Annotated in this window: 22 protein-coding genes; 17 read left to right on the top strand and 5 right to left on the bottom strand. The window is 51.1% G+C overall.

Features of this window, described 5'->3' with window-relative positions:
* Positions 1 to 26: 26 nt before the first annotated feature.
* From A1332_RS16325 to A1332_RS16310, 4 genes are read right to left on the bottom strand one after another with little or no spacing between them, the layout of a single operon-like run.
* A complete protein-coding gene (locus A1332_RS16325) occupies positions 27 to 338 on the bottom strand; it encodes an STAS domain-containing protein (protein WP_020483561.1) in 312 nt (103 codons plus the stop codon).
* On the bottom strand, positions 338 to 802 hold the full coding sequence (gene mlaD, locus A1332_RS16320) for an outer membrane lipid asymmetry maintenance protein MlaD (protein ID WP_064009495.1): 465 nt from the start codon (positions 800 to 802) through the stop codon (positions 338 to 340). The genes A1332_RS16325 and mlaD overlap by 1 nt, the downstream gene beginning before the upstream one ends.
* A gap of 1 nt (position 803) precedes the next feature.
* Positions 804 to 1,586 (bottom strand): lipid asymmetry maintenance ABC transporter permease subunit MlaE, encoded by a 783-nt coding sequence (mlaE, locus tag A1332_RS16315; RefSeq protein ID WP_064009494.1) that lies wholly within the window; start codon positions 1,584 to 1,586, stop codon positions 804 to 806.
* A 17-nt stretch (positions 1,587 to 1,603) separates the two neighbouring features.
* Entirely contained in the window at positions 1,604 to 2,422 is an 819-nt protein-coding gene (locus A1332_RS16310; protein ID WP_064009493.1) for an ABC transporter ATP-binding protein, read from the bottom strand.
* Positions 2,423 to 2,566: 144 nt separating this feature from the next.
* On the opposite strand from A1332_RS16310, the gene A1332_RS16305 reads away from it, so the two are divergent.
* The 16 genes from A1332_RS16305 to A1332_RS16230 all read left to right on the top strand — a co-directional run bounded on the left by A1332_RS16305 (position 2,567) and on the right by A1332_RS16230 (position 19,415).
* Positions 2,567 to 3,541 (top strand): KpsF/GutQ family sugar-phosphate isomerase, encoded by a 975-nt coding sequence (locus A1332_RS16305; protein WP_064009492.1) that lies wholly within the window; start codon positions 2,567 to 2,569, stop codon positions 3,539 to 3,541.
* 12 nt (positions 3,542 to 3,553) lie between these two features.
* Positions 3,554 to 4,087: a 3-deoxy-manno-octulosonate-8-phosphatase KdsC gene (gene kdsC, locus A1332_RS16300; RefSeq protein ID WP_064009517.1), complete on the top strand. Its 534-nt coding sequence runs from the start codon at positions 3,554 to 3,556 to the stop codon at positions 4,085 to 4,087.
* Complete coding sequence (lptC, locus tag A1332_RS16295) at positions 4,084 to 4,650, top strand: LPS export ABC transporter periplasmic protein LptC (RefSeq protein WP_064009491.1); 567 nt, start codon at positions 4,084 to 4,086, stop codon at positions 4,648 to 4,650. Before kdsC ends, lptC begins: the two co-directional genes overlap by 4 nt.
* A complete protein-coding gene (gene lptA / locus A1332_RS16290; protein WP_064009490.1) occupies positions 4,637 to 5,137 on the top strand; it encodes a lipopolysaccharide transport periplasmic protein LptA in 501 nt (166 codons plus the stop codon). Before lptC ends, lptA begins: the two co-directional genes overlap by 14 nt.
* Positions 5,137 to 5,862 carry an LPS export ABC transporter ATP-binding protein gene (gene lptB / locus A1332_RS16285; RefSeq protein WP_064009489.1) on the top strand — a complete coding sequence of 242 codons (726 nt, stop codon included), beginning with the start codon at positions 5,137 to 5,139 and terminating at the stop codon, positions 5,860 to 5,862. Before lptA ends, lptB begins: the two co-directional genes overlap by 1 nt.
* A 13-nt stretch (positions 5,863 to 5,875) precedes the next feature.
* A complete protein-coding gene (locus tag A1332_RS16280) occupies positions 5,876 to 7,312 on the top strand; it encodes an RNA polymerase factor sigma-54 (RefSeq protein WP_064009488.1) in 1,437 nt (478 codons plus the stop codon).
* Positions 7,313 to 7,351: 39 nt separating this feature from the next.
* Positions 7,352 to 7,642 carry a ribosome hibernation-promoting factor, HPF/YfiA family gene (gene hpf / locus A1332_RS16275; protein WP_036272894.1) on the top strand — a complete coding sequence of 97 codons (291 nt, stop codon included), beginning with the start codon at positions 7,352 to 7,354 and terminating at the stop codon, positions 7,640 to 7,642.
* 56 nt (positions 7,643 to 7,698) lie between these two features.
* The gene (gene rapZ, locus A1332_RS16270) at positions 7,699 to 8,556 is read left to right on the top strand and encodes an RNase adapter RapZ (RefSeq protein ID WP_064009487.1); all 858 of its coding nucleotides are present in this window, start codon (positions 7,699 to 7,701) and stop codon (positions 8,554 to 8,556) included.
* Positions 8,557 to 8,591: 35 nt separating this feature from the next.
* Positions 8,592 to 9,950, top strand: a complete 1,359-nt coding sequence (gene mgtE / locus A1332_RS16265; protein ID WP_064009486.1) for a magnesium transporter — start codon at positions 8,592 to 8,594, stop codon at positions 9,948 to 9,950.
* A gap of 68 nt (positions 9,951 to 10,018) precedes the next feature.
* Positions 10,019 to 10,759, top strand: coding sequence for a septum site-determining protein MinC (minC, locus tag A1332_RS16260; protein WP_064009485.1), 741 nt, complete (start codon positions 10,019 to 10,021; stop codon positions 10,757 to 10,759).
* A 21-nt stretch (positions 10,760 to 10,780) separates the two neighbouring features.
* Positions 10,781 to 11,593: a septum site-determining protein MinD gene (gene minD / locus A1332_RS16255; protein WP_026147021.1), complete on the top strand. Its 813-nt coding sequence runs from the start codon at positions 10,781 to 10,783 to the stop codon at positions 11,591 to 11,593.
* Entirely contained in the window at positions 11,593 to 11,847 is a 255-nt protein-coding gene (gene minE, locus A1332_RS16250) for a cell division topological specificity factor MinE (RefSeq protein ID WP_020483546.1), read from the top strand. The genes minD and minE overlap by 1 nt, the downstream gene beginning before the upstream one ends.
* Positions 11,848 to 11,945: 98 nt before the next feature.
* On the top strand, positions 11,946 to 12,143 hold the full coding sequence (locus A1332_RS16245; RefSeq protein WP_064009484.1) for a winged helix-turn-helix domain-containing protein: 198 nt from the start codon (positions 11,946 to 11,948) through the stop codon (positions 12,141 to 12,143).
* Positions 12,144 to 12,449: 306 nt separating this feature from the next.
* Positions 12,450 to 15,251 carry a glycosyltransferase gene (locus A1332_RS16240; protein WP_064009483.1) on the top strand — a complete coding sequence of 934 codons (2,802 nt, stop codon included), beginning with the start codon at positions 12,450 to 12,452 and terminating at the stop codon, positions 15,249 to 15,251.
* Between the two features lie 420 nt (positions 15,252 to 15,671).
* Positions 15,672 to 18,035: a TonB-dependent receptor gene (locus A1332_RS16235; protein WP_064009482.1), complete on the top strand. Its 2,364-nt coding sequence runs from the start codon at positions 15,672 to 15,674 to the stop codon at positions 18,033 to 18,035.
* 129 nt (positions 18,036 to 18,164) lie between these two features.
* Positions 18,165 to 19,415 carry a sialidase family protein gene (locus tag A1332_RS16230; protein WP_231890327.1) on the top strand — a complete coding sequence of 417 codons (1,251 nt, stop codon included), beginning with the start codon at positions 18,165 to 18,167 and terminating at the stop codon, positions 19,413 to 19,415.
* A 173-nt stretch (positions 19,416 to 19,588) separates the two neighbouring features.
* On the opposite strand, the gene A1332_RS16225 is transcribed toward A1332_RS16230, so the two are convergent.
* Positions 19,589 to 20,485, bottom strand: a complete 897-nt coding sequence (locus tag A1332_RS16225; protein ID WP_064009481.1) for a phosphoribosylaminoimidazolesuccinocarboxamide synthase — start codon at positions 20,483 to 20,485, stop codon at positions 19,589 to 19,591.
* A gap of 69 nt (positions 20,486 to 20,554) precedes the next feature.
* Here A1332_RS16225 and djlA point away from each other — a divergent pair, with 69 nt between their 5' ends.
* On the top strand, positions 20,555 to 21,358 hold the full coding sequence (djlA, locus tag A1332_RS16220) for a co-chaperone DjlA (protein WP_064009480.1): 804 nt from the start codon (positions 20,555 to 20,557) through the stop codon (positions 21,356 to 21,358).
* Positions 21,359 to 21,365 lie beyond the last annotated feature (7 nt).

Below are 21,365 nucleotides of genomic sequence, written 5' to 3'. Positions count from 1 at the left end.
TATTGGTTTGTAAATTGGAACGCAGCTTAATGCGTGTGGATTGCAAAATATTCGGTTTCGTCCAGGCCGCTGAGTTTGGCCAATGCCAGCAGCTGAGCCGGGATGTTCTTAAAGGACAGCTTGACCCGGCCCATCCGGCTGAGTCTGATCCATTCGATCATCAAGGCCAGACCGGCGCTATCGGTGGTCTGTACTTTGGCGAGATCGATGCACATGCTATCCATGCCTTTCAAGAACTTAAAGGATTGCAAGGTTTGTTTGTCGATGCTGGCAAAAGTCAGGCTGCCTTCCACGGTAAAGTGGCCGGGAGACTGTTCGGTTAATGTCAGCTTGGACATTATTTGCCTTCCGCTTTGTTCAGCATGAATTTGCCTATCATTTCTTCCAGGACGATGGCAGAGCTGGTGATATCGATGGTGCTTTTATCCTTCAAATATTCATCCGACGAACCGGGGTCCAGGCTGACGTACTGTTCTCCCAGCAGGCCGGCGGTATAAATGCTGACGCCGGAATCGCTGGGAAGATTGTTGTATTGCGATTCGATGCGCATTTCCACGATGGATTCGTGGCTGTCCTTGTCCAGCCGAATTGCCGAGACGCGGCCGATGCGCACGCCGGCAACGGACACCGGGGATTTGACTTTCAGGCCGCCGCTATTTTGAAAGTGGGCGATGACGGTGTAGCTGTCGTCGCCGGTGTAGCTACCGAGATTGCTGACTTGCAGCGCCATGTAAAACAAGGCGGCAACGCCGCTGGCGACAAAAAAACCGACCAGAGTATCCTGGGTCTTGGAATGCTGCATGTTAAATGTCTCCAAACATGAGTGCGGTTAAAATGAAATCGAGTGCCAGAACCGAAAAGGCTGAATTGACCACAGTGCGAGTGGTGGCGCGACTGACGCCTTCCGAGGTCGGAATCGCGTCGTAACCTTCGAATAAGGCTATCCAGGACACCACAAAACCAAACACCACGCTTTTGAGGATGCCGTTCATGATGTCTTCTTGAAAATCGATGCTGGCTTGCATCTGCGCCCAGAAAGCGCCGTCGTCAACGCCAAGCATGCCCACGCCGACCACATGGCCGCCCATGATGCCGATGGCGCTGAACAAGGCCGCCAATAAAGGCATGGACAGAAAACCGGCCAGGAAGCGCGGCGAAATAATGCGCTTGATCGGATCGACAGCCATCATTTCCATGCCGGATAATTGTTCGGTGGCCTTCATCAAGCCGATTTCTGCGGTCAATGCCGAGCCGGCCCGACCGGCAAACAATAGAGCAGATACCACAGGTCCCAGTTCGCGTACCAAAGAGGCGGCGACCATCACGCCCAGCGATTCCTCGGCGCCGAAGTCGGACAGAATATTAAAACCTTGCAGGCCCAGTACCATGCCGACGAACAGGCCGGAGATGGTGATAATCAGAAATGACAAAACGCCAACCGAATACACCTGCTTGATCAGTAAGTTGGGGCGCGGCACCACATCACTGATGCCGGTCAACGTGTGGCTCAGAAAAAACGAGGCACGACCGAGCTTGGCAAAGCTGCTGCGCGTGGTTTTTCCCAGATTTTGCAGAAATTGAAACATTGTTGAATACAAGGTAGTTATTTGCTCGCCAGCAGGTCGTCGAGGTAATCAGGCGCTGAATAGTGAAAGTGTACAGGGCCGTCGGCATCGCCGTGCATAAACTGTTGCACCCACTCCGAATCGGATTGCTGCAACTCTTGTGGGGTACCCTGACCAATGATTTTGCCTCCCGACAATACATAAATGTAATCGGCTATGGCGGCGGTTTCCTGTACGTCATGCGAAACAATGATGCTAGTCAGGCCCAGAGTGGTGTTAAGTGACTTGATCAAGTGCACCAGTGCGCCCTTGGAAATCGGATCCTGGCCGGTAAACGGTTCGTCGTACATGATCATCAGTGGGTCGAGGGCGATGGCGCGGGCCAGCGCAACTCGGCGAGCCATGCCGCCGGACAACTCGTTGGGCATCAAATGCCGCGCACCGCGTAGGCCCACCGCGTGCAGCTTCATCAATACTAAAGTGCGGATCATCGATTCCGGCAAATGGGTGTGTTCTCGCATCGGAAACGCCACGTTATCGTACACACTCATGTCGGTCAGCAGGGCGCCGCTTTGGAACAGCATGCCCATGCGTTTACGCAATTCGTAGAGTTCGCGAGTTTTCAGGCGGTGAACATTTTGCCCATCCACATGAATTTGGCCGCGGTCAGGCGCCAATTGGCCGCCGATCAATTTCAAAAGCGTGGTCTTGCCGGTGCCGCTGGGGCCCATGATGGCCGTGACTTTGCCGCGTTGGATCTCCAGGCTGACGGCGTCGAAAATTTTTCTGGGGCCTCTGGAAAAGCTCAAGTTACTAATAGAAACGATATTGTCTTCAGGACTTGCGCTATTGGCCATCTACCGGAATCACAGGAGTTTTTGGATTGGGAACAGGCTATTTTCTATGACTCGTCGAGAATAAGTCAATGACTTGGGGTGAAAAGTCGGTTAATAACATGCAATAATGGTTCCTTTTTGTTTCGGTGCGTGGAGTTAATTTGCGTGGGTTGTGATCAAGACATACAGGCGTTGGCGTTGGCGGTGATTCAGACCGAAATGCAGGCGGTTGCCGGCTTGGCTGCACGCATCGATGAGCAATTTGTTAGCGCCTGCCGTTTGCTGCTGGCCTGTAAAGGCCGGGTGGTGGTCACAGGTATGGGCAAATCCGGGCATATTGCCGGTAAAATTGCCGCCACGCTTGCCAGTACCGGCACCCCGGCTTTCTTTGTACATCCGGGAGAAGCCAGTCACGGCGATCTTGGCATGATTACCCGGCAGGACGTGGTGCTGGCTTTGTCCAATTCCGGCGAAACCGAAGAAATCCTGACGATATTGCCTATTATTAAGCGACTCGGTGTGCCTCTGATTGCGCTGACCGGTAATCCCGATTCCGCTTTGGCCCGGTTTGCCAGCGTACACATCAACGTCGCGGTCGAACAAGAGGCTTGTCCATTGGGTCTGGCGCCGACCGCCAGCACCACGGCTGCACTGGTAATGGGCGACGCATTGGCGGTTTCGCTATTGGAAACCAAGGGCTTTACCCGCGATGATTTTGCGTTGTCGCACCCTGGCGGCAGTTTGGGTAAGCGTTTATTGTTGCAGGTCAACGACATCATGCATAGCGGTAGCGAAGTGCCGGTGGTTACTGATACCGTTTTGGTGAGTGATGCCTTACTGGAAATGACAGGCAAGAAGCTGGGTATGACCGCAGTGATCGATGGCGAGGGACGGGTCACCGGGATATTTACCGATGGTGACTTGCGGCGGATGCTGGAAAAAAATCTGGATGTGCATGCCACCCGAATCGCCCAAGTCATGACCGGCCCTTGCAAAGTGATCGATGTGAATATGTTGGCGGCGGAGGCCATGCAAATCATGGAAAGTAAAAAAATCAATGCCCTATTGGTCGTCGACAACCAACAAAAGTTGTTGGGTGCCTTGAATATGCACGATTTGCTGCGGGCCGGCATAGTCTGAGAGTAGCAAATGATGTTGGATTTAAATCCCCAATTACTGAGTATTGTTAAGCAACTAAAGCTGTTAATTTTGGACGTGGATGGCGTGCTGACCGACGGTCGCTTGTTCTTCGACGACAACGGCAAGGAATACAAATGTTTTCACGCCCGCGACGGGCACGGCATTAAATTGCTGCGTCAGACCGGCGTGGAAGTGGCAGTAATTTCCGGTCGCAAATCCAATTCAGTCACGCTGCGCATGCAGGGCCTAGGGGTCGAACTAGTCTATCAAGGCCACGAGAACAAGCGCGCGGCATTCGCGGAAATTTTGCAGCGCCTGGCGTTGACGCCCGAACAAGTGGCGTATATCGGCGACGACATTCTGGATTTGCCTGTCATGCGTCAGGTGGGTTTTGCGGTTGCGGTGCAAGATGCCAATTTCGTGCTCAAGGGCCACGCGCATTGGCAAACACAGACTGCCGGCGGTTTAGGCGCGGTTCGGGAAGTATGCGATTTAATCATGCAAGTCCAAGGTAGCTTTGACGGCGTGCTGCAAACCTATTTATGACTGTACTGAAAAATCTACAGATTTTTATTTATGTCGGCTTGGCCGCATTGTTGTCATGGTGGCTGGTACAGCTCAATGAACAGCGTGACGCCGAAATGAAAATTGTCGAAAATAGTCCGGATTTTTTTAGCCTGGGTTATTTCAAAAAAGAAATGAATATCGACGGCGTGCCGAAAAGCGAATTGGCGGCGGAAAAAATGCAGCACTTTAAAGCCGACGGCAGCACGCATCTGGAAAAGCCGGTGATGACTTTGTATAACCCCAACCAGATGCCTTGGCTGATCAGGGCCGACAGCGGCGTGATGGCGGCGGACGGCGATAATTTACAACTCAACGGTAGTGCTTATATCAACCGGGAAGCGTCGAAGACCAATTCGGCGCTGACCATCAATACATCGGATTTGCGGGTGAAACTCGCCAGCCATTATGCGGAGACACAGGCGTGGGCGGAGATCGTCAGCCCGCCCAACAAAACGGCGGGAGTAGGAATGGAAGCGACTTTTGTTAGTCCGATTCACCTGAAATTGTTGTCCAAAGTGAAAGGTCGCTATGAAATTAAGTAAAATGGTCGGTCTAGGCCTGTTATTCTCGGCGCGGATGGCGTTTGGTCTGGAGTCGGATTCCGAACAACCCATCTACATCGATTCGGATAATGCGGTTTACGACGAAAAGGCGCAGATCAGCACCTATACCGGCAATGTGGTTGCTACTCAGGGGACGATCAGAATCGATGGCGATAAGTTGGTGGTTTACTTGAAGGATGGTGCGATTATCAAATTGATTGCCACCGGTAAACCGTCGCGATTCAAACAGTTGCCTGCGGTTGGCAAGGAAGAAATGCACGGGGAAGGATTGATCAACGAATTTTACCCCGACCAGAATTTGCTGAAATTTATGAAAAATGCCTCGGTTTGGCAGGGTGATGCCAAACAATCCAGTGACTATATCGAGTACGATACCAAGAACTCCTTGCTGAAGGCTGGTGAGGCGCAGTCGGACGGCAAGCGCGTGCACTCGGTTATTAAACCTAAGCCCAAGCAGGCGCAATAATGGCGCGATTGGTTGCGGAACAGCTGTTTAAACGCTACAACAACCGAAATGTGGTCGATGGGGTCAGTCTGCGGGTCGATACCGGGGAAGTAGTAGGTTTGCTGGGCCCGAACGGCGCCGGGAAAACCACCAGCTTTTACATGATGGTGGGTTTAGTCAAAGCCGATAGCGGTGAGATTTTTCTCGACGAGCAACGCATCACGCATCATCCGATGCATCGGCGCGCGCGCTTGGGGATCGGTTATCTGGCGCAAGAAGCTTCGGTATTCCGTAAATTAAGCGTGGCTGATAATTTACGCGCGGTTTTACAGATTCGGGCGGATTTGACTGACGGTCAAATCGAGTTGTTGATTGACGAGTTACTGACAGAGTTTAATATCAACCACTTGCGTAATCAGGTGGCACTGGGGCTGTCAGGTGGTGAGCGGCGCCGGGTGGAAATTGCTCGGGCGCTAGCGAGCGAGCCGCAGTTTATCCTGCTGGACGAACCGTTTGCCGGGGTCGATCCGATTTCGGTGCTGGAACTGCAAAAAATCATTGCGCACTTGAAGCACCGGGGTATCGGTATTTTGATTACCGAGCACAAAGTGAGGGAAACATTGGAGATTTGCGATCGCGCTTATATTTTGAATAATGGGCAGGTTATCGCCGAAGGCCAGTCGCGCCAGTTGGTGGATAACGAAGAGGTGCGTAGAGTGTATCTAGGCGAGAAATTTAGTTTATGAAATTCGAATAGTCATGAAGCAATCTCTACAACTCCGTATCGGTCAAAGTCTGACCATGACGCCGCAATTGCAGCAGGCGATCAAACTGTTGCAGATGTCGACTCTGGATTTGCAACAGGAAATCCAGCAAGCCTTGGAATCCAACATGATGTTGGAAATCGATGAAGAGGAGTTGCCTAATCTCGAGTTCAGGGACAAAAAGCTGGAAAACACCGATCAGCAGACCAGCGAAGGTTCGCAAACCGATATGCCGGACGAATTGCCGGTCGATGTCAGTTGGGACGACGTTTACGAAAGTTCGTTGCCCAGCGGCGGAGATGAAGGCGATAGCCCGGAATTCGAAGCCTTTCGCGGCAAGTCAGAGTCTTTAAGGGATCATCTGGTCTGGCAGTTGGAGTTGATTCCAATCTCGGATCGCGATTATGCGATTGCTACGTCTATCATCGACGCCGTTAATGACGACGGTTATGTGACCAGCGAATTGGCGGATATTTTCCAGGGATTGCAGGATCAACTGGAAGGCTTGGAAATGGATGAAGTCCTCGCCGTGCTGCATATGGTACAAAACTTCGATCCTGTCGGCGTAGCCGCGTTGGATTTGGCCGATTGTCTGGGCTTGCAGCTGCAGCAATTGCCGGTTACGACGCCTTATCGGTCGGAAGCTTTGGAGTTCGTGCATAGACATTTGGATTTATTGGCCAGTTGCGATCAGGCCCGCCTGATGAAGCGGATTGGCCTGACCGAGGATGTGCTGAAGGGCGTATTGGCGCTGATTAGAACCCTAGATCCCAAGCCGGGTGCGCGCTTGCAGGATTCGGATGTCGAATATGTGGTACCTGATGTGTTTGTCGCCAAAGTCAGCGGCCAGTGGCTGGTTAGCCTGAACCCGGAGATTGCGCCCAAATTGCGCGTCAATCCTTTTTATTCCGGGATGATCAAGCGTGCCGACAACAGTCATGACAACGTCAGCATGAAAAATCATCTGCAGGAAGCGCGCTGGTTCATTAAAAGCCTGCATAGCCGCAACGACACCTTGTTGCGCGTGGCCAGAAGCATCGTCGAAAAACAAGGCGATTTTTTCGAGCACGGCGCGATTGCGATGAAGCCGATGGTATTGCGAGATATTGCCGAGGAGTTGGAGTTGCACGAGTCGACGATCTCTCGGGTTACCACGCAAAAATACATGCACACCCCGCACGGTGTGATCGAATTTAAATATTTTTTCTCCAGCCATGTTAGTACCGATGGTGGGGGAGAGTGTTCGGCGACCGCGATTCGGGCGCTGATAAAAGAGTTGGTCGGCAGTGAAAATCCGGCCAAGCCATTGAGCGATAGTAAAATATCGGACTTATTGAATGAGAAGGGCATTAATGTCGCGCGCCGCACCATTGCCAAATATCGGGAAGCGATGTCCATTCCTTCAACCAGCCAGCGGAAAAGGCACATTTGATCAATCTGGAAGAATAATTTTTAAAAACAGGAGTATTCCATGCAAGTCAGTATCACAGGTCATCACGTAGAAGTCACCGAAGCATTGAAAGCCTACGTTGATGAAAAAATCAGCAAAATCAAACGTCATTTCGACAATGTCGTTGATGTTCACGTCATTTTGACCGTTGAGAAGCTTGAGCAAAAAGCCGAAGCAGCCGTGCAAATCAGCGGCGCCAAACTGTATGCCGAAGATGTGCAAGAAGATATGTACGCGGCTATCGACAGCATGGTCGACAAACTCGACAGACAAATCGTCAAACATAAAGAAAAAAATCAGAACCATCGTTAATTTGAGCTTGAGCGATACAGAGTGAATAGGCTTATTTGCTCTGTATCGGTTTGGATATGAAACTAGTCATCGTTAGCGGCTTATCGGGATCGGGCAAGAGTATCGCTTTGGATACCTTGGAAGATTGCGGCTATTACTGTATCGACAATCTTCCCGTGACCTTACTCGAGGATTTTGTCGATCATGTGATGCTGAAAGATCCGGCGACCTACAGTAAAACAGCCATCGGTATCGATGCCAGAAACCGTAATCAGAAGTTGGCGGACTTTCCGGATAGTCTGAGCTTTATTCGCAACAAAGGTATCGATTGCGAGCTGGTTTACATGGAGGCGGACGAGAACATTATTCTGAAGCGTTACAGTGAAACGCGCCGCCGCCATCCGTTGACGACTGAAAGCCGGCCGCTACGCGAGGCTCTGGAAATCGAACGGGAAATGCTGCGGCCCGTGGCGACCCGTGCCGACATAGTCATCGATACCAGTTTTACCCACTATCATCAGTTGCGGGATTTGCTGAAAAACCGGTTGGGCGAAAAGGGCAAAAGCTCTTTGTCGATTTTGTTTCAGTCCTTCGGTTTTAAATACGGTATTCCGCTGGATGCCGACTTTGTGTTCGATGCCCGCAGTTTGCCCAATCCCTATTGGGCGCCGGAGCTGAGAGGATTGACCGGTAAGCACGCCGAGGTCATCGATTTTTTGCAGAACGAAGTGATCGTGAAAGAGTTTCTGCATGACATAGGTTATTTCATCGGTCGCTGGGCGCCGCGCTTCGAGTCGGATAATCGCAGTTATTTAACCATAGCGATCGGTTGTACCGGCGGTCAACATCGCTCGGTTTACCTGGTTGAGGCATTAAGTAAGCACTTTCAAACTATTACTCCTAACGTTATCGTCAGGCATCGGGAATTGCGTTAACGCAATTACCCAGCCCAATTTCTTGGTTTTTACCCATGACATCAGCAGCAAAGCTTGAAAATACCGAGCATCTTTTAGATCGCGCCATCGAAGTGCTGGCAAAAGACTCTCTGATCGAGATTAGGAACTTAGTGCGTTCCTTATATCCGGCGGAAGCGGCACATATTCTCGAGTCGTTGGAGCCGGAACTGCGAGCCAAGCTGTGGGCAGTGATGCCGCCCAGCGTGATCGGCGAAATTCTGGTCGAGATAAATGTCGAAGTAGGCAGCAGCTTACTGAAAATCACCGATAGAAAGGATTTGATAGCCGCTACCGAATCGATGGGTGCTGACGGCATGGTCGATCTGCTGCACGTATTGCCCGAGCCGTTGCTGTCGCAAGTGATGGAATCGATCGGCGTACATAATCGTAATCGTATCGAAAAGGCGCTTAGCTACGACGAGCATACCGCCGGCGGCTTGATGTCCGACGATGTATTGACCATTCGCGCCGACGTGACGCTGGACGTGGTGACGCGTTATTTAAGGTTGCGCGGGAATATGCCGGCCGCTACAGACAGTCTAATCGTGGTAGACCGCAAAGAGCAGTTTCAGGGCTTGTTGCCGATTAATCAATTGTTGACTCACGATCCGCACACCAAGGTTGAATCGATTATGGACACCCGTAGCTCGGCTATTCCGTACGGTATGTCTAGTCGCGACGTCGCCGGATTGTTCGAGCGGCGGAAATTGCTGTCCGCGCCCGTATTGGCGGATGACGGCAAGGTATTGGGGCGCATCACTATCGACGATGTCGTGGGTTTGATTCGTGAGGAAGCCAATCACTCGCTAATGAGCATGGCCGGCTTGAGCGAAGAGCAGGATATGTTTGCGCCGGTCTTTAGTAGTGCCAAACGACGCGCGCTCTGGTTGGGTGTGAATTTGCTTACCGCGTTCCTGGCCGCTTCGGTCATCGATTTGTTTGAGGCCACCATTCAGCAGATCGTCGCATTGGCGGTATTAATGCCGATTGTTGCCAGTATGGGCGGTATCGCCGGTAGTCAGACGTTGACGCTAGTTGTCAGGGGTTTGGCCTTGCGGCAGGTCACTACCAGTAATGCAGTGAGTCTTTTGTTTAAAGAGGTCTCCGTAGGCCTATTAAACGGCTTGGTCTGGGCTGTTGTGGTGGCGGTGGTGGCCGGGCTGTGGTTCCATAATCCGCATATCGGCATGCTGCTCGGCGTGGCAATGTTGATCAATTTGGTATGCGCGGCTTTATCGGGCGTAGCGATTCCAGTGTTGTTGGACAAGATCGGTGTGGATCCCGCTCTGGCTGGCGGCGTGTTGCTGACCACCGTTACCGATGTAGTTGGATTCATGGCATTTTTGGGCTTGGCAACCTTGTTTTTACTGTAAGGAACTGTGCTTTTTGTCACAGAAAATGATAGTATTTCGGACATTCAGTAGCGGATTTTCCAAACTCGATGTCAACCGGCGCACCTACTTCGCAAAAAACAGCTTTGGAGTTTAAAAGCACGTCTCTGACCGTGCCGGTGTTGCTGTTAGCCAGTAACGACATCTCTCTGATCGATCAACAGCTCAAGGAAAAGGTGGTTCAGGCCCCCGAGTTTTTTAAAAATTCGCCATTGCTGATCGATCTACAAAAACTTAACGCGCAAAACCTGCCAATTGATTTCACCGAAATAGTCGCTATCGTCCGTCAGCACGGCTTCATGCCGATAGGGCTGCGCGGCGGTAACGAACAACAGAACGGCGACGCCTTGGCCATGAATTTGCCTCAGCATTCCCTGCACGGCAGCAATGTGCCCCTGGTCAACAAGGCGCCGGCAAAAACTTTGCCGACACCCGCGCCGGAAGAGCAAAAGCAAGCTAGTCAATCAATAGAAAATAAATTAGTGACCCAGCCGATCCGCTCGGGCCAGCGGGTTTATGCAAAAGGCGATTTGATCGTCACTGCAACCGTTAGTGCCGGCGCGGAAATCATGGCGGAAGGTAATATTCATATATACGGATCCTTGCGTGGACGGGCGTTAGCCGGTGTGCTGGGTAACGTCAACAGCCGTATTTTTTGTTCGGATTTGCAAGCCGAACTGATTTCGATAGCCGGCATTTACCAGCTCAGCGACGATTTGAGCAAGCATCCCGCGCACAAGCCCGTACAGATCAGTCTGGATAACCAGACTCTGATTATCAAAGATATTTAAGCTTTTCTTGGAGGAACAACATTGGCCAGAATTATCGTAGTAACATCGGGAAAAGGTGGTGTGGGCAAAACCACAACCAGCGCCGCTATCGCGATGGGCTTGGCGAAGCGTGGACATAAAACCGCTGTGATCGATTTCGATGTGGGGCTGCGTAATCTCGACTTGATCATGGGATGCGAGCGTCGCGTGGTTTATGATTTGGTTAATGTGATCAACAACGAAGCGACCCTGAATCAAGCCTTGATAAGAGACAAGCGTTGCGACCAGCTATTTATATTGCCGGCATCGCAAACCCGTGATAAAGATGCCTTAACAACGGAAGGCGTCGGCAAAATTCTGGAAGAGTTGTCCAAAGACTTTAAATACATCGTTTGTGACTCACCGGCAGGAATAGAGCGCGGTGCTACACTTGCCATGTACTTTGCTGACGATGCGTTTGTGGTGACTAACCCGGAAGTCTCATCGGTCAGGGATTCGGATAGGATGCTGGGTATCTTGTCCAGCAAGTCGCGTCGCGCCGAGAATGGCGAAGAGCCGATCAAGGAATATTTGTTGTTGTCGCGCTATTCGCCGGACCGGGTGAAATTGGGCGAGATGCTCAGCGTTGACGATGTACAGGAAATTTTGTCGCTACATTTGTTGGGCGTTATCCCCGAGTCCAAGTCTGTGTTGAATGCGTCAAACTCCGGTACGCCGGTCATTCTCGATGAGCAAAGCGATGCAGGTCAGGCTTATGCGGACATCGTGGCGCGTTACTTGGGCGAAACCAAACCACATCGTTTTATTGAGGAAGAGAAAAAGGGCTTATTGAGTAAGCTATTCGGGAGCAAGTGATGAGTCTCTTAGATTATTTCAGATCCTCGAAAACCAATACGGCATCGCTGGCCAAGGAAAGATTGCAAATTCTGGTCGCCCATGAGCGTGCATCCAGAAATCAACCGTCCTATTTGCCCGAGTTGCAACAAGAATTGTTGGCGGTGATCCGTAAATATGTCAATGTCGGGCAGGATGCCATTACCGTTAATTTTGAACAGGATGGAAACCAGGAAACCCTGGAACTTAATATTGTGCTGCCTGATGAGCGTTAGTTGTGCTTGCTAGCTTGATGCGGTTTGTGTCGCGGAAGGCTGGATAATACGACTAAAACCCCCGATTTTTTTTGTTGTTTAAATGATGAGGAGTTGAAATGGTGGATACAATTGGCGAAGCAGCTGGAGCAGTCTGGCAATATTTGGATACGCATGGCGAAGCTAGCGTGAATAAAGTCACTACCGAAACCGGCCTGGGTAAGAACGATGTGCAGCGAGCTATCGGTTGGCTGGCGAAAGAAGACAAACTTAATATTGAAATGAAAGGACGCGTCGAAACCCTTTCATTGAAGTAAAAGTTTTCCCGCATACCTGCTTAAGGTTGAGCTAAGTGTGGCGGCATTCAATACCGGCTTCTTGCCGGTCTGAGCGTCGCCGGGGTTTGCCCTTGGGCGGGTTCCTAAATGCCGCTGTGTTTTGTTGGTAAATCTGTTACCTGACTGGATGCGTGGCCCGCTAAGACACGCGCCAGGCGCTCTGTCGAAATCAGATACTGTAAGCAAACGCATTTTAATTAGCTGACGGATTGGCTATGTAATGCCGTAAAAACTATAAAAAATACTGATTCTAATAACCTTCTAACGCGGAGTCTTTCTGTCGAAATGAAAGCCAAAATTGCCACATTTTTCACCTTGGTGCTACTGGTTGTCATCAACCTGGGTATCTGGTCTTACGTCAATAACCCGTTAAAGCTGCCATCCTGGAGCGATACCATGATGGGGGTGACCTTTAACCCCAAAGGTCGCGATTTCAATCCCGTGGACGGCGTATTTCCCACCAGGGAACAAATTCAAGCCGATCTGGAGTTGTTGTCCGGTAAAGCGCATTCGATAAGGACATATACCTCGTTGGAAGGTATGGAGGTTGTGCCTGAGTTGACGGCCAAGAATGCGATCAATCTGGCGATGGGCTGTTGGGTGGATTTGGTTGATGACGATATCTCCGAAGACGATTCGCAAAAAAAGTTAGAGAACACGCAGAAGCGGCTGGATAAAAATCAGCGCGAAGTCGAAAGCCTGATCAATCTGACCAATCAATATCCTAAAACCATTGTCCGCACGTTGGTTGGTAACGAATCCCTGTTGCGTTACAGAAACAAGGTCAGCGGCCCCATCGCGCAGAAAGTGCGTCAAGAATTTTCCGGCTCGATGAGCGAGCCCGATTTGCAACTGAAAATCGAGGCCGATGTTAAAGCGGAAGTAGCCGGTAAAGCTAACGAACTGATCGAATACATTCGTGAAGTGAAAAAACGTACCTGGAAACCCGTCAGTACTGCCGAGACTTGGGATATCTGGGTAGCGAATCCGGCGCTAGCGGCGGAAGTCGATTACATCGCTGTCCACATTCTGCCTTACTGGGAAGGTGTGCCGGTTGACTTGCCGCAAGGCGGGGAAGGCGACAACGCGGTCGAATATGTATTTAAGCGTTACTACGAATTACAACAGCTGTATCCCAATAAAACCATCGTGATCACCGAGGTGGGTTGGCCGTCCGACGGCCCGCCGCAAAAAGCAGCCAACGCTTCCTTGGCGAACCAAGCGAAGTTTCTGCGCGAGTTCCTGAACCGTGCTACTGCGGAAAACGTGATTTATTATGTCGTCGAAGCGTTCGACCAGCCCTGGAAGATCAAGCTGGAAGGTACTGCCGGTGCCTATTGGGGCTTATTCAACGCCGACCGACAGCCGAAGTTCCCGATGGAAGGCGATGTATTGGCTAACCCGACTTGGCGTAACTGGGCCAGTGGCGCGGCGGTACTCAGTATTATTTTGATGGCGGCCTTCTTGTTTACTCGTAAGAGTTTGAAACTGCCGGGTAAATTCTTCTTCGGTATCGTTGCCAACTTGGCGGCCTCGGTCTTGTTCTGGTCGGCGTCAATCGCCGCCGCCCAATACCAGACCAGTTTTTCGGTGGTGTTCTGGGCCATTTTGCTAATGATGCAGGCCATGGCTATTCTGGTGTTGTTGACAGAGAGTCTGGAGATTTCCGAAGTCATTTGGCATAGAAAAGGCCGGCGGACATTTACGCCGTTAACCCCTTCGGCGGATTTTCGTTATCCGAAAGTGTCCATTCACTTGCCGATTCATAACGAGCCGCCGGAAATGGTGCGCAAGACCTTGAATGCCTTGGCCAAGGTCGATTATCCGAATTTCGAAGTCTTGGTCATGGATAACAACACCAAGGACCCTGCAGTTTGGCAGCCGGTACGCGACGATTGCGATCGCTTAGGGGCAAGATTCCGTTTCTTTCATTTGGATAACTGGCCTGGTTACAAGGCGGGTGCGATCAATTATGCCCTGACCAACACCGCCGAAGACGCCGAAATCATCGCGGTGATCGACAGCGATTACATCCTGAATCCGGATTGGTTGAAAGCGATGGTGCCGTATTTCGATCAGGAAAATGTCGGCTTTGTACAGTCGCCGCAGGATTATCGCGACGCCAACCAAGGTGCATTCAAGGATATTTGTTACTGGGAATATGCCGGTTTCTTTAATATCGGCATGGTACAGCGTAACGAATTCAACGCGATTATCCAGCATGGCACGATGACCATGGTGCGCAAGTCGGCCTTCGATAAAGTGGGTCCGTGGGGCGAGTGGTGTATTTGCGAGGATAGCGAGTTGGGCTTGCGTTTGTACGAAGCCGGTTACGATTCGGTGTATTGCAAGGAGTCCTTCGGTCGTGGCCTGATGCCGGATACTTTCTCCGGTTATATGACGCAACGTTTCCGTTGGGTATATGGCGCGATGCAGATCATCAAAAAGCATTGGCGGCATTTTCTACCCAATAAGAAATCCTCGCTTACGTCGGCGCAGCGTTATTATTTTGTGGCCGGTTGGTTGCCTTGGTTTTCCGATGCGTTGGCGCTGCTGTTTACCGGGACCAGTTTGGTGTTGACAGCACTGATTGTGTCGGACCCTATCCATAGTGAGTTACCTGTTAATGCTTTCCTGCTGCCGACCATCGGTCTGTTTGCCTTTAAGATATTGCGCGGTTTGTGGTTGTACAAGGCGCGGGTGGCGTGTTCGATGCTACATGCCTTAGGTGCGGCGTTGGCGGGTTTGTCGCTGACGCATACGGTGGCGCGAGGTACCTTGCAGGGCTTGTTCACCTCCGGCAAGCCATTTATGCGGACGCCGAAATACGAGCAGCAAGGGCCCTTGGTAGCCGGTTTGTTGATTATCTGGCAGGAGCTATTATTGCTTGCCTTGCTGGTCGCCGGCATCCTGGCGATGCGCTCCATCGAGCATTTCGATAACTTGAGCGGCCGGCTGTGGATGGCGGTATTGGCGGTGCAGTCTGTGCCTTATGTCGCCACTTTACTGACGATCCTGATTAGCGTTGCGCCTAACTATTTTCCAGGCAAAAAACTGTCCGCCGATGAGTTAGACGCAGACGAATAAGTTTTGCTTGGTTGGTCTCTGAAAACCCTTGTCGGCTGGAAAGCTGGTAAGGGTTTTTTTGTTTAGGGAGAGCGACCGGTATCCGGTTGCCGTCCGATGTGTTGCTTATATTGTAAATTGCATCACCGAAACAGCTGAGATGGTGGTCGGAAAATAAAATAAACTGTGTTATATAACTTATTCGGAATGCGTCATTTGCCACATAAATTAGATTTATTAGTGATTTTATGCTGGATTATTTTCTTATTTTATTGATATAAAAGCATTAACTTATTTAGGTTTATAAATTGCTGGGCTTTACGAATGGTTGTTTAAAAGTGCGTGAAATCACCAAAACCGTTGGTGTTTTTTAAATTGCGCTTTGGCCAACAATAAGCCCGTATTCAGCACAAATCGTATACCTTCGCAATTTATAAACCTATGAAACACGCAAAAATCAAACTTAGCGCCACGCCCTGTTTATTGGGGGCGATGCTGCTTACAGTGTTACCGGGAGTCTCGGCGGCCGAAGATGACAAGGCGGACAACAAAGCCGTTAGCAATCAAGCGGCTGTATTGCCGGAAATGACCGTGACTGCCGAAAGCGAAAAGGCCGCTATGCAAACGGCCACAGAAAAATATAAATTGCCTGCGGTGACCGAAAGCGTTACCCGCGAGAAGATGGACGACACCATCAATGTGCTGAACACCGAGGATGCGATCAAGTATCTGCCCAATATCTTGGTGCGTAAACGTTATATTGGCGATAAGGAAATGCCGGTATCGATGCGTACTTCAGGGACCGGTTCCAGTGCGCGCAGCTTGATTTATGCGGATGGGATTCTGCTGTCGTCCTTGCTGGGCAATAACAACGGTATGACCGGTTCGCCGCGCTGGAATATGGTATCGCCATCGGAAATCGAGCGGGTTGACGTGATGTACGGCCCGTTTTCCGCAGCTTACGGCGGTAACTCAATCGGCGGCGTCATCGATATCACTACCCGGATGCCGGAAAAGTTTGAAGCAGGCGGCGGTGTGCAGTCCGCTTGGCAGGAATACGATGTGTACGGACATACCGACGTCTATGACTCTCAACAATACACTGCCAACCTGGGTAGCCGGCATGGCGACTTTTCCTGGCGCTTTGATGTCAGTCATTTGGATGCGCATAGTCAGCCGATTAGTTATACCTATCTTCCTGGTAGTTCCGGCTCGGGTGGTGTACCCGTTACTGGTGCGGTCGGCGATGTCGATAGGACCGGCTCCCAAAGAATATTTGCCATCGGGGAAGGTAATATCAGGCATACGGTACAGGATAATTTTAAGTGGAAGCTGGCTTACGACATTACTCCCACCCTAAAAGCCTCCTACACATTGGGTTTGTGGCAAAACGACGAAAGCGGTGGCTTCAATAGCTACTTGCGCAATGCCAGCACTGGGTCGCCGGTTAATAGCGGCACAATTAATTTTAATGGACGAAACTACCCTTTGGGTTCGACGTTTGCAGAGAATGATTACCAGCAGATGCATTGGTCGCATGGTATGGCGCTAAAGTCGAACACCGGCGGCATTTTCGATTGGGAATTGACCGGCAGTGTGATCAATTACGGTCAGGATGAACAACGCGCTCCCACTGTTGCGCCCAATCTTGCCGCAGCAGGCGGCGCGGGAACCCTGACCAGTTTAAACGACACGGGTTGGCACACTGTCGATGCTAAAGGTATATGGCGTCCGGATTCCGCATGGGGACCGCATCATGTCAGCTTTGGTTTTCATCATGATCTTTACGAGTTAAACAACCAGCAATATACAACCACCAATTGGATATACGGTGGCAGAGGCCGCTTAAATACCAATTCGCAGGGCAAGACCGAAACCAATGCTTTCTGGCTTCAAGAGGCATGGACATTCGATCCGGATTGGACGCTGACCTTGGGCGGGCGTCTGGAAAACTGGAATGCCTTCGACGGTGCCAATACTGGCACCAATGGCAGAACGATCAACCAGTCCAACCGCAGCGATTTACGATTTTCGCCAAAAGCATCGCTGGCCTGGAAACCGACCGATAGCTGGAAATTCACCAGCTCTATTGCCCAGGCTTACCGTTTTCCGACGGTGACCGAACTGTTTCAGGGTACCAATATCACCGTGAGTGGGACTTCTAATATCGTCAATCCCAATCCAACTTTAAAGCCTGAAGAAGCATTATCTTCCGAGCTTTCTGCGCAATATTTTCTGAGCGAGGGCTCGTTGCGCTTGAGCTTGTTTCACGAGAAAGTCTATGATGCCATCTATAGTCAGACCACTTTCAGCCCCACTGCAAACTCGACCCTGTCCTATGCGCAGAACATCGATCAGATCAGCACCTATGGTTGGGAGTTTTCCGGTGAGCACAGTAATGTCGTTATCGATGGTCTCGATTTATCGGGTAACGTGACATGGGCGAACTCGCGTATCGATAAAAATGCGGCATTGCCGGCTTCTGTCGGCAAGTATCAGCCTAGGGTACCCGAGTGGCGCGCTAGTGCCACGGCCACATACCATGTGACTAAAGATTTTACGTCTTCAATCAGTGGACGTTATAGCAGTCAGCAATATGGGCAAATCGATAACAGCGATGTCAATCCGGATACCTACACCGGTACCGGCAGCGCGTTTTTTGTTGTGGATACCCGCGCCAAATACCAACTGACCAAGCAATTGACGCTTTCGGCGGGTATCGACAATATCACCAACGAAAAATATTGGCTGTTCCACGTGTTTCCGCAGCGTACCTATATCGCGGAATTGAAATTTAACTATTAAACGGGTATTGAATGTATCCAGCAGGGATTGGAAGGAAGCGTCCAATCCCTGCTGTGCGATAAATGACACAGTTTAATTTTACCCGCTCAAACGGGTAAAAATGTACGTAACTTTCTGGGCGCCTATTAAATGACGATGATGAAATTTCAACTCCCCGTAGCAATGATTATCTCGCTGATTTTGAGTGCGTGTGCCAACGAACCGATTGCAGTCCAGCAAGGGGCTGAGTCGGCTAAACACGAACAGCATGCCGACAAAAAATCGCTATGTGCCGATTTACAAACAAATCCGGTAATCGGCTGTTCCGAGACGGTGACGGCGACTTTCGACAATAATGGAGTGCTGTGGTTGGCTTGGGTGGTTCGCGATCGGATCTATGTGCAATCCTCAGCCGATAAAGGGGCGAGCTTTTCTACGCCGGTTGCGGTAAATGCGGAGCCGGAAGTTATTGCCGCGCGCGGCGAATACCGGCCGAAAATCAAACTCGATGCGCAAGGCAATATCTATCTGACCTGGACCCAAAACCTGGAAAAGCGCCATACTGGTCATATTCGCTTCAGTCGATCGATGGACGGCGGTAAAACTTTTTCCAAGCCGGTAACGGTCAACGACAATCTGGACGTGATCGGTCATCGCTTCGATGCGCTGGCGGTAGGGCAGAATGGCGAGATTTTTGTCGCTTGGCTGGATGCGCGGGACAAGGAAAAAGCCAAGGCCGCGAAACAAGAGTTCAGCGGCACGGCAGTTTATTACGCCTGGTCGGATAATGGCGGGAAGAGCTTCTATCCCAACAAGGTCGTCGCGCCGCATAGCTGCGAATGCTGCCGCTTGGGTGTCGAAATCGATGCCGATAATTTGCCGGTCGTGCTGTGGCGGCATGTCTATGACGGCAATATCCGCGACCATGCATTGGTTAAATTTAAGGATTGGCAAACGCCGGGGGCTGTACAGCGTGTCAGCGCAGAAAACTGGAAAATTGACGCCTGTCCGCATCATGGCCCGGCTTTATCGATTACCGACGCTGGTGCTTACCATTCGGTATGGTTTAGCGGCGCTGCGGATAAACAAGGCTTGTTTTACGGCCACTCCAAGGATGGCGGCCTGACTTATTCGCCGGCTTACCGTTTCGGCGGTCAAGGTGCCAAACATCCCAACGTGCTGGCACGGGGAGAGCAGGTGATTGTGGTCTGGTCGGAATTCGACGGCAGTCACAATCTGTTGCAGTTGATTAGGTCCGAGGATGGGGGCCTGAGCTGGTCAAACCCTGAAGTCGTCGGTAAAACGGCGGAAAGCGCGGACGATGCTTTTCTGGTGAGTGATGGCGATAAGGTCTATCTATCCTGGCAAACGGCACAGGGTTATCAATTCAAGCCGATTTAGGTCCTATTTTCTGGGATCATCCCGCTTGTATGAGGTTGTCGGAAAGGCCAAAGTGTAGGTTGGGTTAGCGTAGCGTAACCCAACAAACTCAATATGTTGCGATTCAATGCTTCAGCCCAACCTACCTTTTGCGACAGCCAATCTAAGGCGGGATGGTGGCCTGGATTATCGGTTCAATTTCCAATCAGTTTCAGTTCCGCTTCCCGGTACTTCTCCGCGCATTTTCTACTGACTTCTTCCGGCAATTTCGGACCGGGCGCGGTTTTATTCCAGTCCAACGTTTCCAGATAATCGCGCAGATATTGTTTGTCGAAGCTTGGCGGGCTGATGCCGACCTGATAGTGTTCAACAGGCCAAAAGCGAGAGGAATCGGGGGTTAGCGCTTCGTCGATCAAATACAGTGTGCCGTCTTCGTCCAGGCCAAACTCGAATTTGGTATCGGCAATAATAATCCCACGCTCATGGGCGTACTCCGCCGCCGTGGTGTAAAGTCGCAAGCTGGCGTCGCGGACTTTACCGGCCAGTTCTTCGCCCATTAACGCCACCGTATCGGCGAAGCTGATGTTCTCGTCGTGGGTGCCCATTTCGGCCTTGCTGGACGGTGTGTAAATGGGTTGCGGCAATTGCTGTGCTTGTTGTAAGCCGGCCGGTAGTTCGATGCCGCACACTGCTCCGCAACGTTGGTAATCTTTCCAGCCCGAGCCAATCAGATAGCCGCGCACGATGGCTTCCACTGGCAGCGGTTTCAAACGTTTGACGATGATGGCCCGGCCTTCGACTTGTGCCCTTAAATCAGGGTCTGGAATGACATCCGCCAGCGTCAAGTCGTCACTCAAATGGTTGGGAATAATATCCCGCATCTTTTCGAACCAAAAATTACTTACCCGGGTCAATACGCGGCCTTTACCGGGGATAGGATCGGGCATGATCACGTCGAAAGCCGACATCCGGTCGGAGGTGACGATCAGCAAATGTTTGTCGTCGATTTCGTACATGTCGCGGACTTTGCCGCGGCCGAGCAATTTCAAATGCGGCAGGGAAGATTCGTAAAGTGCGGCGGGGGCATTCATAATACGGGTGCAAAGTCAGTGGAAAGTGGCTGCAATTTTATCATTAAACCTGTTGAGGATAGGAAACGCATGAGTTGGCTGGGCAAGTTGGTGGGTGGCGCATTTGGATTTATGTTGGGTGGCCCGCTGGGGGCGATTTTCGGCGCATCGATCGGGCATCAGTTCGATGCAGGAATGGACGGGATGGCAGGCGAGTCATTTAATCCCGGCGACCAGCAACGCGTACAAATGGCATTTTTCACCGCCACCTTCGCGGTGATGGGTCACGTCGCAAAGGCGGATGGTCGGGTTTCCAACGAAGAAATCGGGCTGGCGAAACGGGTGATGGACAATATGGAGCTCAACCCCGAGCTGCGCGAAGTCGCCGTGCAACTGTTTCAGCAAGGCAAGCAGGTCGATTTTCCGTTAGCGGACGTGCTACGGCAATTTCGGGTGGAATGCCATCGCCGCACCCATTTGGTACGAATGTTCGTCGAAATTCAGATTCAGGCGGCTTTTGCCGACGGCATCTACGATGCCAAGGAAGAAAAGCTGTTACTGGATATCTGTGCGCAACTGGGTGTATCGCGTTTCGAATATCAAATTATTAAAGGGCAAGTACAGGCGCAACATCGTTTTCAGCAGTCCGGCGAACAGTTTCAAACAGCTAAAGCAGGCTTGTCTAAATTAGAGGATGCCTACGCCGTGTTGGGCATAGCCGCCACAGCCGACGATGCCGACGTTAAAAAAGCCTATCGGCGTCTGATGAGTCAGCATCATCCGGACAAGTTGGTAGCCAAAGGTTTACCGGAGGAAATGATGCAGATGGCCAAGCAAAAGACTCAGCAAATCAGAAAAGCCTACGAGACGATACGCGAAGCAAGAGGATTTTAAAAAGAGC

Source organism: Methylomonas methanica, assembly GCF_001644035.1.
Lineage (GTDB): Bacteria > Pseudomonadota > Gammaproteobacteria > Methylococcales > Methylomonadaceae > Methylomonas > Methylomonas methanica_A.
The sequence above is the reverse complement of the archived record's forward strand: the minus strand, read 5'-3'. Positions and strand labels throughout refer to the sequence as shown.

What these genes read in the sequence shown, in the direction of transcription:
- A1332_RS16325 (WP_020483561.1), bottom strand. Translation starts at nt 338, where the DNA reads ATGTCCAAGCTGACATTAACCGAACAGTCTCCCGGCCACTTTACCGTG.
- mlaD (WP_064009495.1), bottom strand. Translation starts at nt 802, where the DNA reads ATGCAGCATTCCAAGACCCAGGATACTCTGGTCGGTTTTTTTGTCGCC.
- mlaE (WP_064009494.1), bottom strand. Translation starts at nt 1,586, where the DNA reads ATGTTTCAATTTCTGCAAAATCTGGGAAAAACCACGCGCAGCAGCTTT.
- A1332_RS16310 (WP_064009493.1), bottom strand. Translation starts at nt 2,422, where the DNA reads ATGGCCAATAGCGCAAGTCCTGAAGACAATATCGTTTCTATTAGTAAC.
- kdsC (WP_064009517.1), top strand. Translation starts at nt 3,554, where the DNA reads ATGTTGGATTTAAATCCCCAATTACTGAGTATTGTTAAGCAACTAAAG.
- lptC (WP_064009491.1), top strand. Translation starts at nt 4,084, where the DNA reads ATGACTGTACTGAAAAATCTACAGATTTTTATTTATGTCGGCTTGGCC.
- lptA (WP_064009490.1), top strand. Translation starts at nt 4,637, where the DNA reads ATGAAATTAAGTAAAATGGTCGGTCTAGGCCTGTTATTCTCGGCGCGG.
- lptB (WP_064009489.1), top strand. Translation starts at nt 5,137, where the DNA reads ATGGCGCGATTGGTTGCGGAACAGCTGTTTAAACGCTACAACAACCGA.
- A1332_RS16280 (WP_064009488.1), top strand. Translation starts at nt 5,876, where the DNA reads ATGAAGCAATCTCTACAACTCCGTATCGGTCAAAGTCTGACCATGACG.
- hpf (WP_036272894.1), top strand. Translation starts at nt 7,352, where the DNA reads ATGCAAGTCAGTATCACAGGTCATCACGTAGAAGTCACCGAAGCATTG.
- rapZ (WP_064009487.1), top strand. Translation starts at nt 7,699, where the DNA reads ATGAAACTAGTCATCGTTAGCGGCTTATCGGGATCGGGCAAGAGTATC.
- mgtE (WP_064009486.1), top strand. Translation starts at nt 8,592, where the DNA reads ATGACATCAGCAGCAAAGCTTGAAAATACCGAGCATCTTTTAGATCGC.
- minC (WP_064009485.1), top strand. Translation starts at nt 10,019, where the DNA reads ATGTCAACCGGCGCACCTACTTCGCAAAAAACAGCTTTGGAGTTTAAA.
- minE (WP_020483546.1), top strand. Translation starts at nt 11,593, where the DNA reads ATGAGTCTCTTAGATTATTTCAGATCCTCGAAAACCAATACGGCATCG.
- A1332_RS16245 (WP_064009484.1), top strand. Translation starts at nt 11,946, where the DNA reads ATGGTGGATACAATTGGCGAAGCAGCTGGAGCAGTCTGGCAATATTTG.
- A1332_RS16240 (WP_064009483.1), top strand. Translation starts at nt 12,450, where the DNA reads ATGAAAGCCAAAATTGCCACATTTTTCACCTTGGTGCTACTGGTTGTC.
- A1332_RS16235 (WP_064009482.1), top strand. Translation starts at nt 15,672, where the DNA reads ATGAAACACGCAAAAATCAAACTTAGCGCCACGCCCTGTTTATTGGGG.
- A1332_RS16230 (WP_231890327.1), top strand. Translation starts at nt 18,165, where the DNA reads ATGACGATGATGAAATTTCAACTCCCCGTAGCAATGATTATCTCGCTG.
- A1332_RS16225 (WP_064009481.1), bottom strand. Translation starts at nt 20,485, where the DNA reads ATGAATGCCCCCGCCGCACTTTACGAATCTTCCCTGCCGCATTTGAAA.
- djlA (WP_064009480.1), top strand. Translation starts at nt 20,555, where the DNA reads ATGAGTTGGCTGGGCAAGTTGGTGGGTGGCGCATTTGGATTTATGTTG.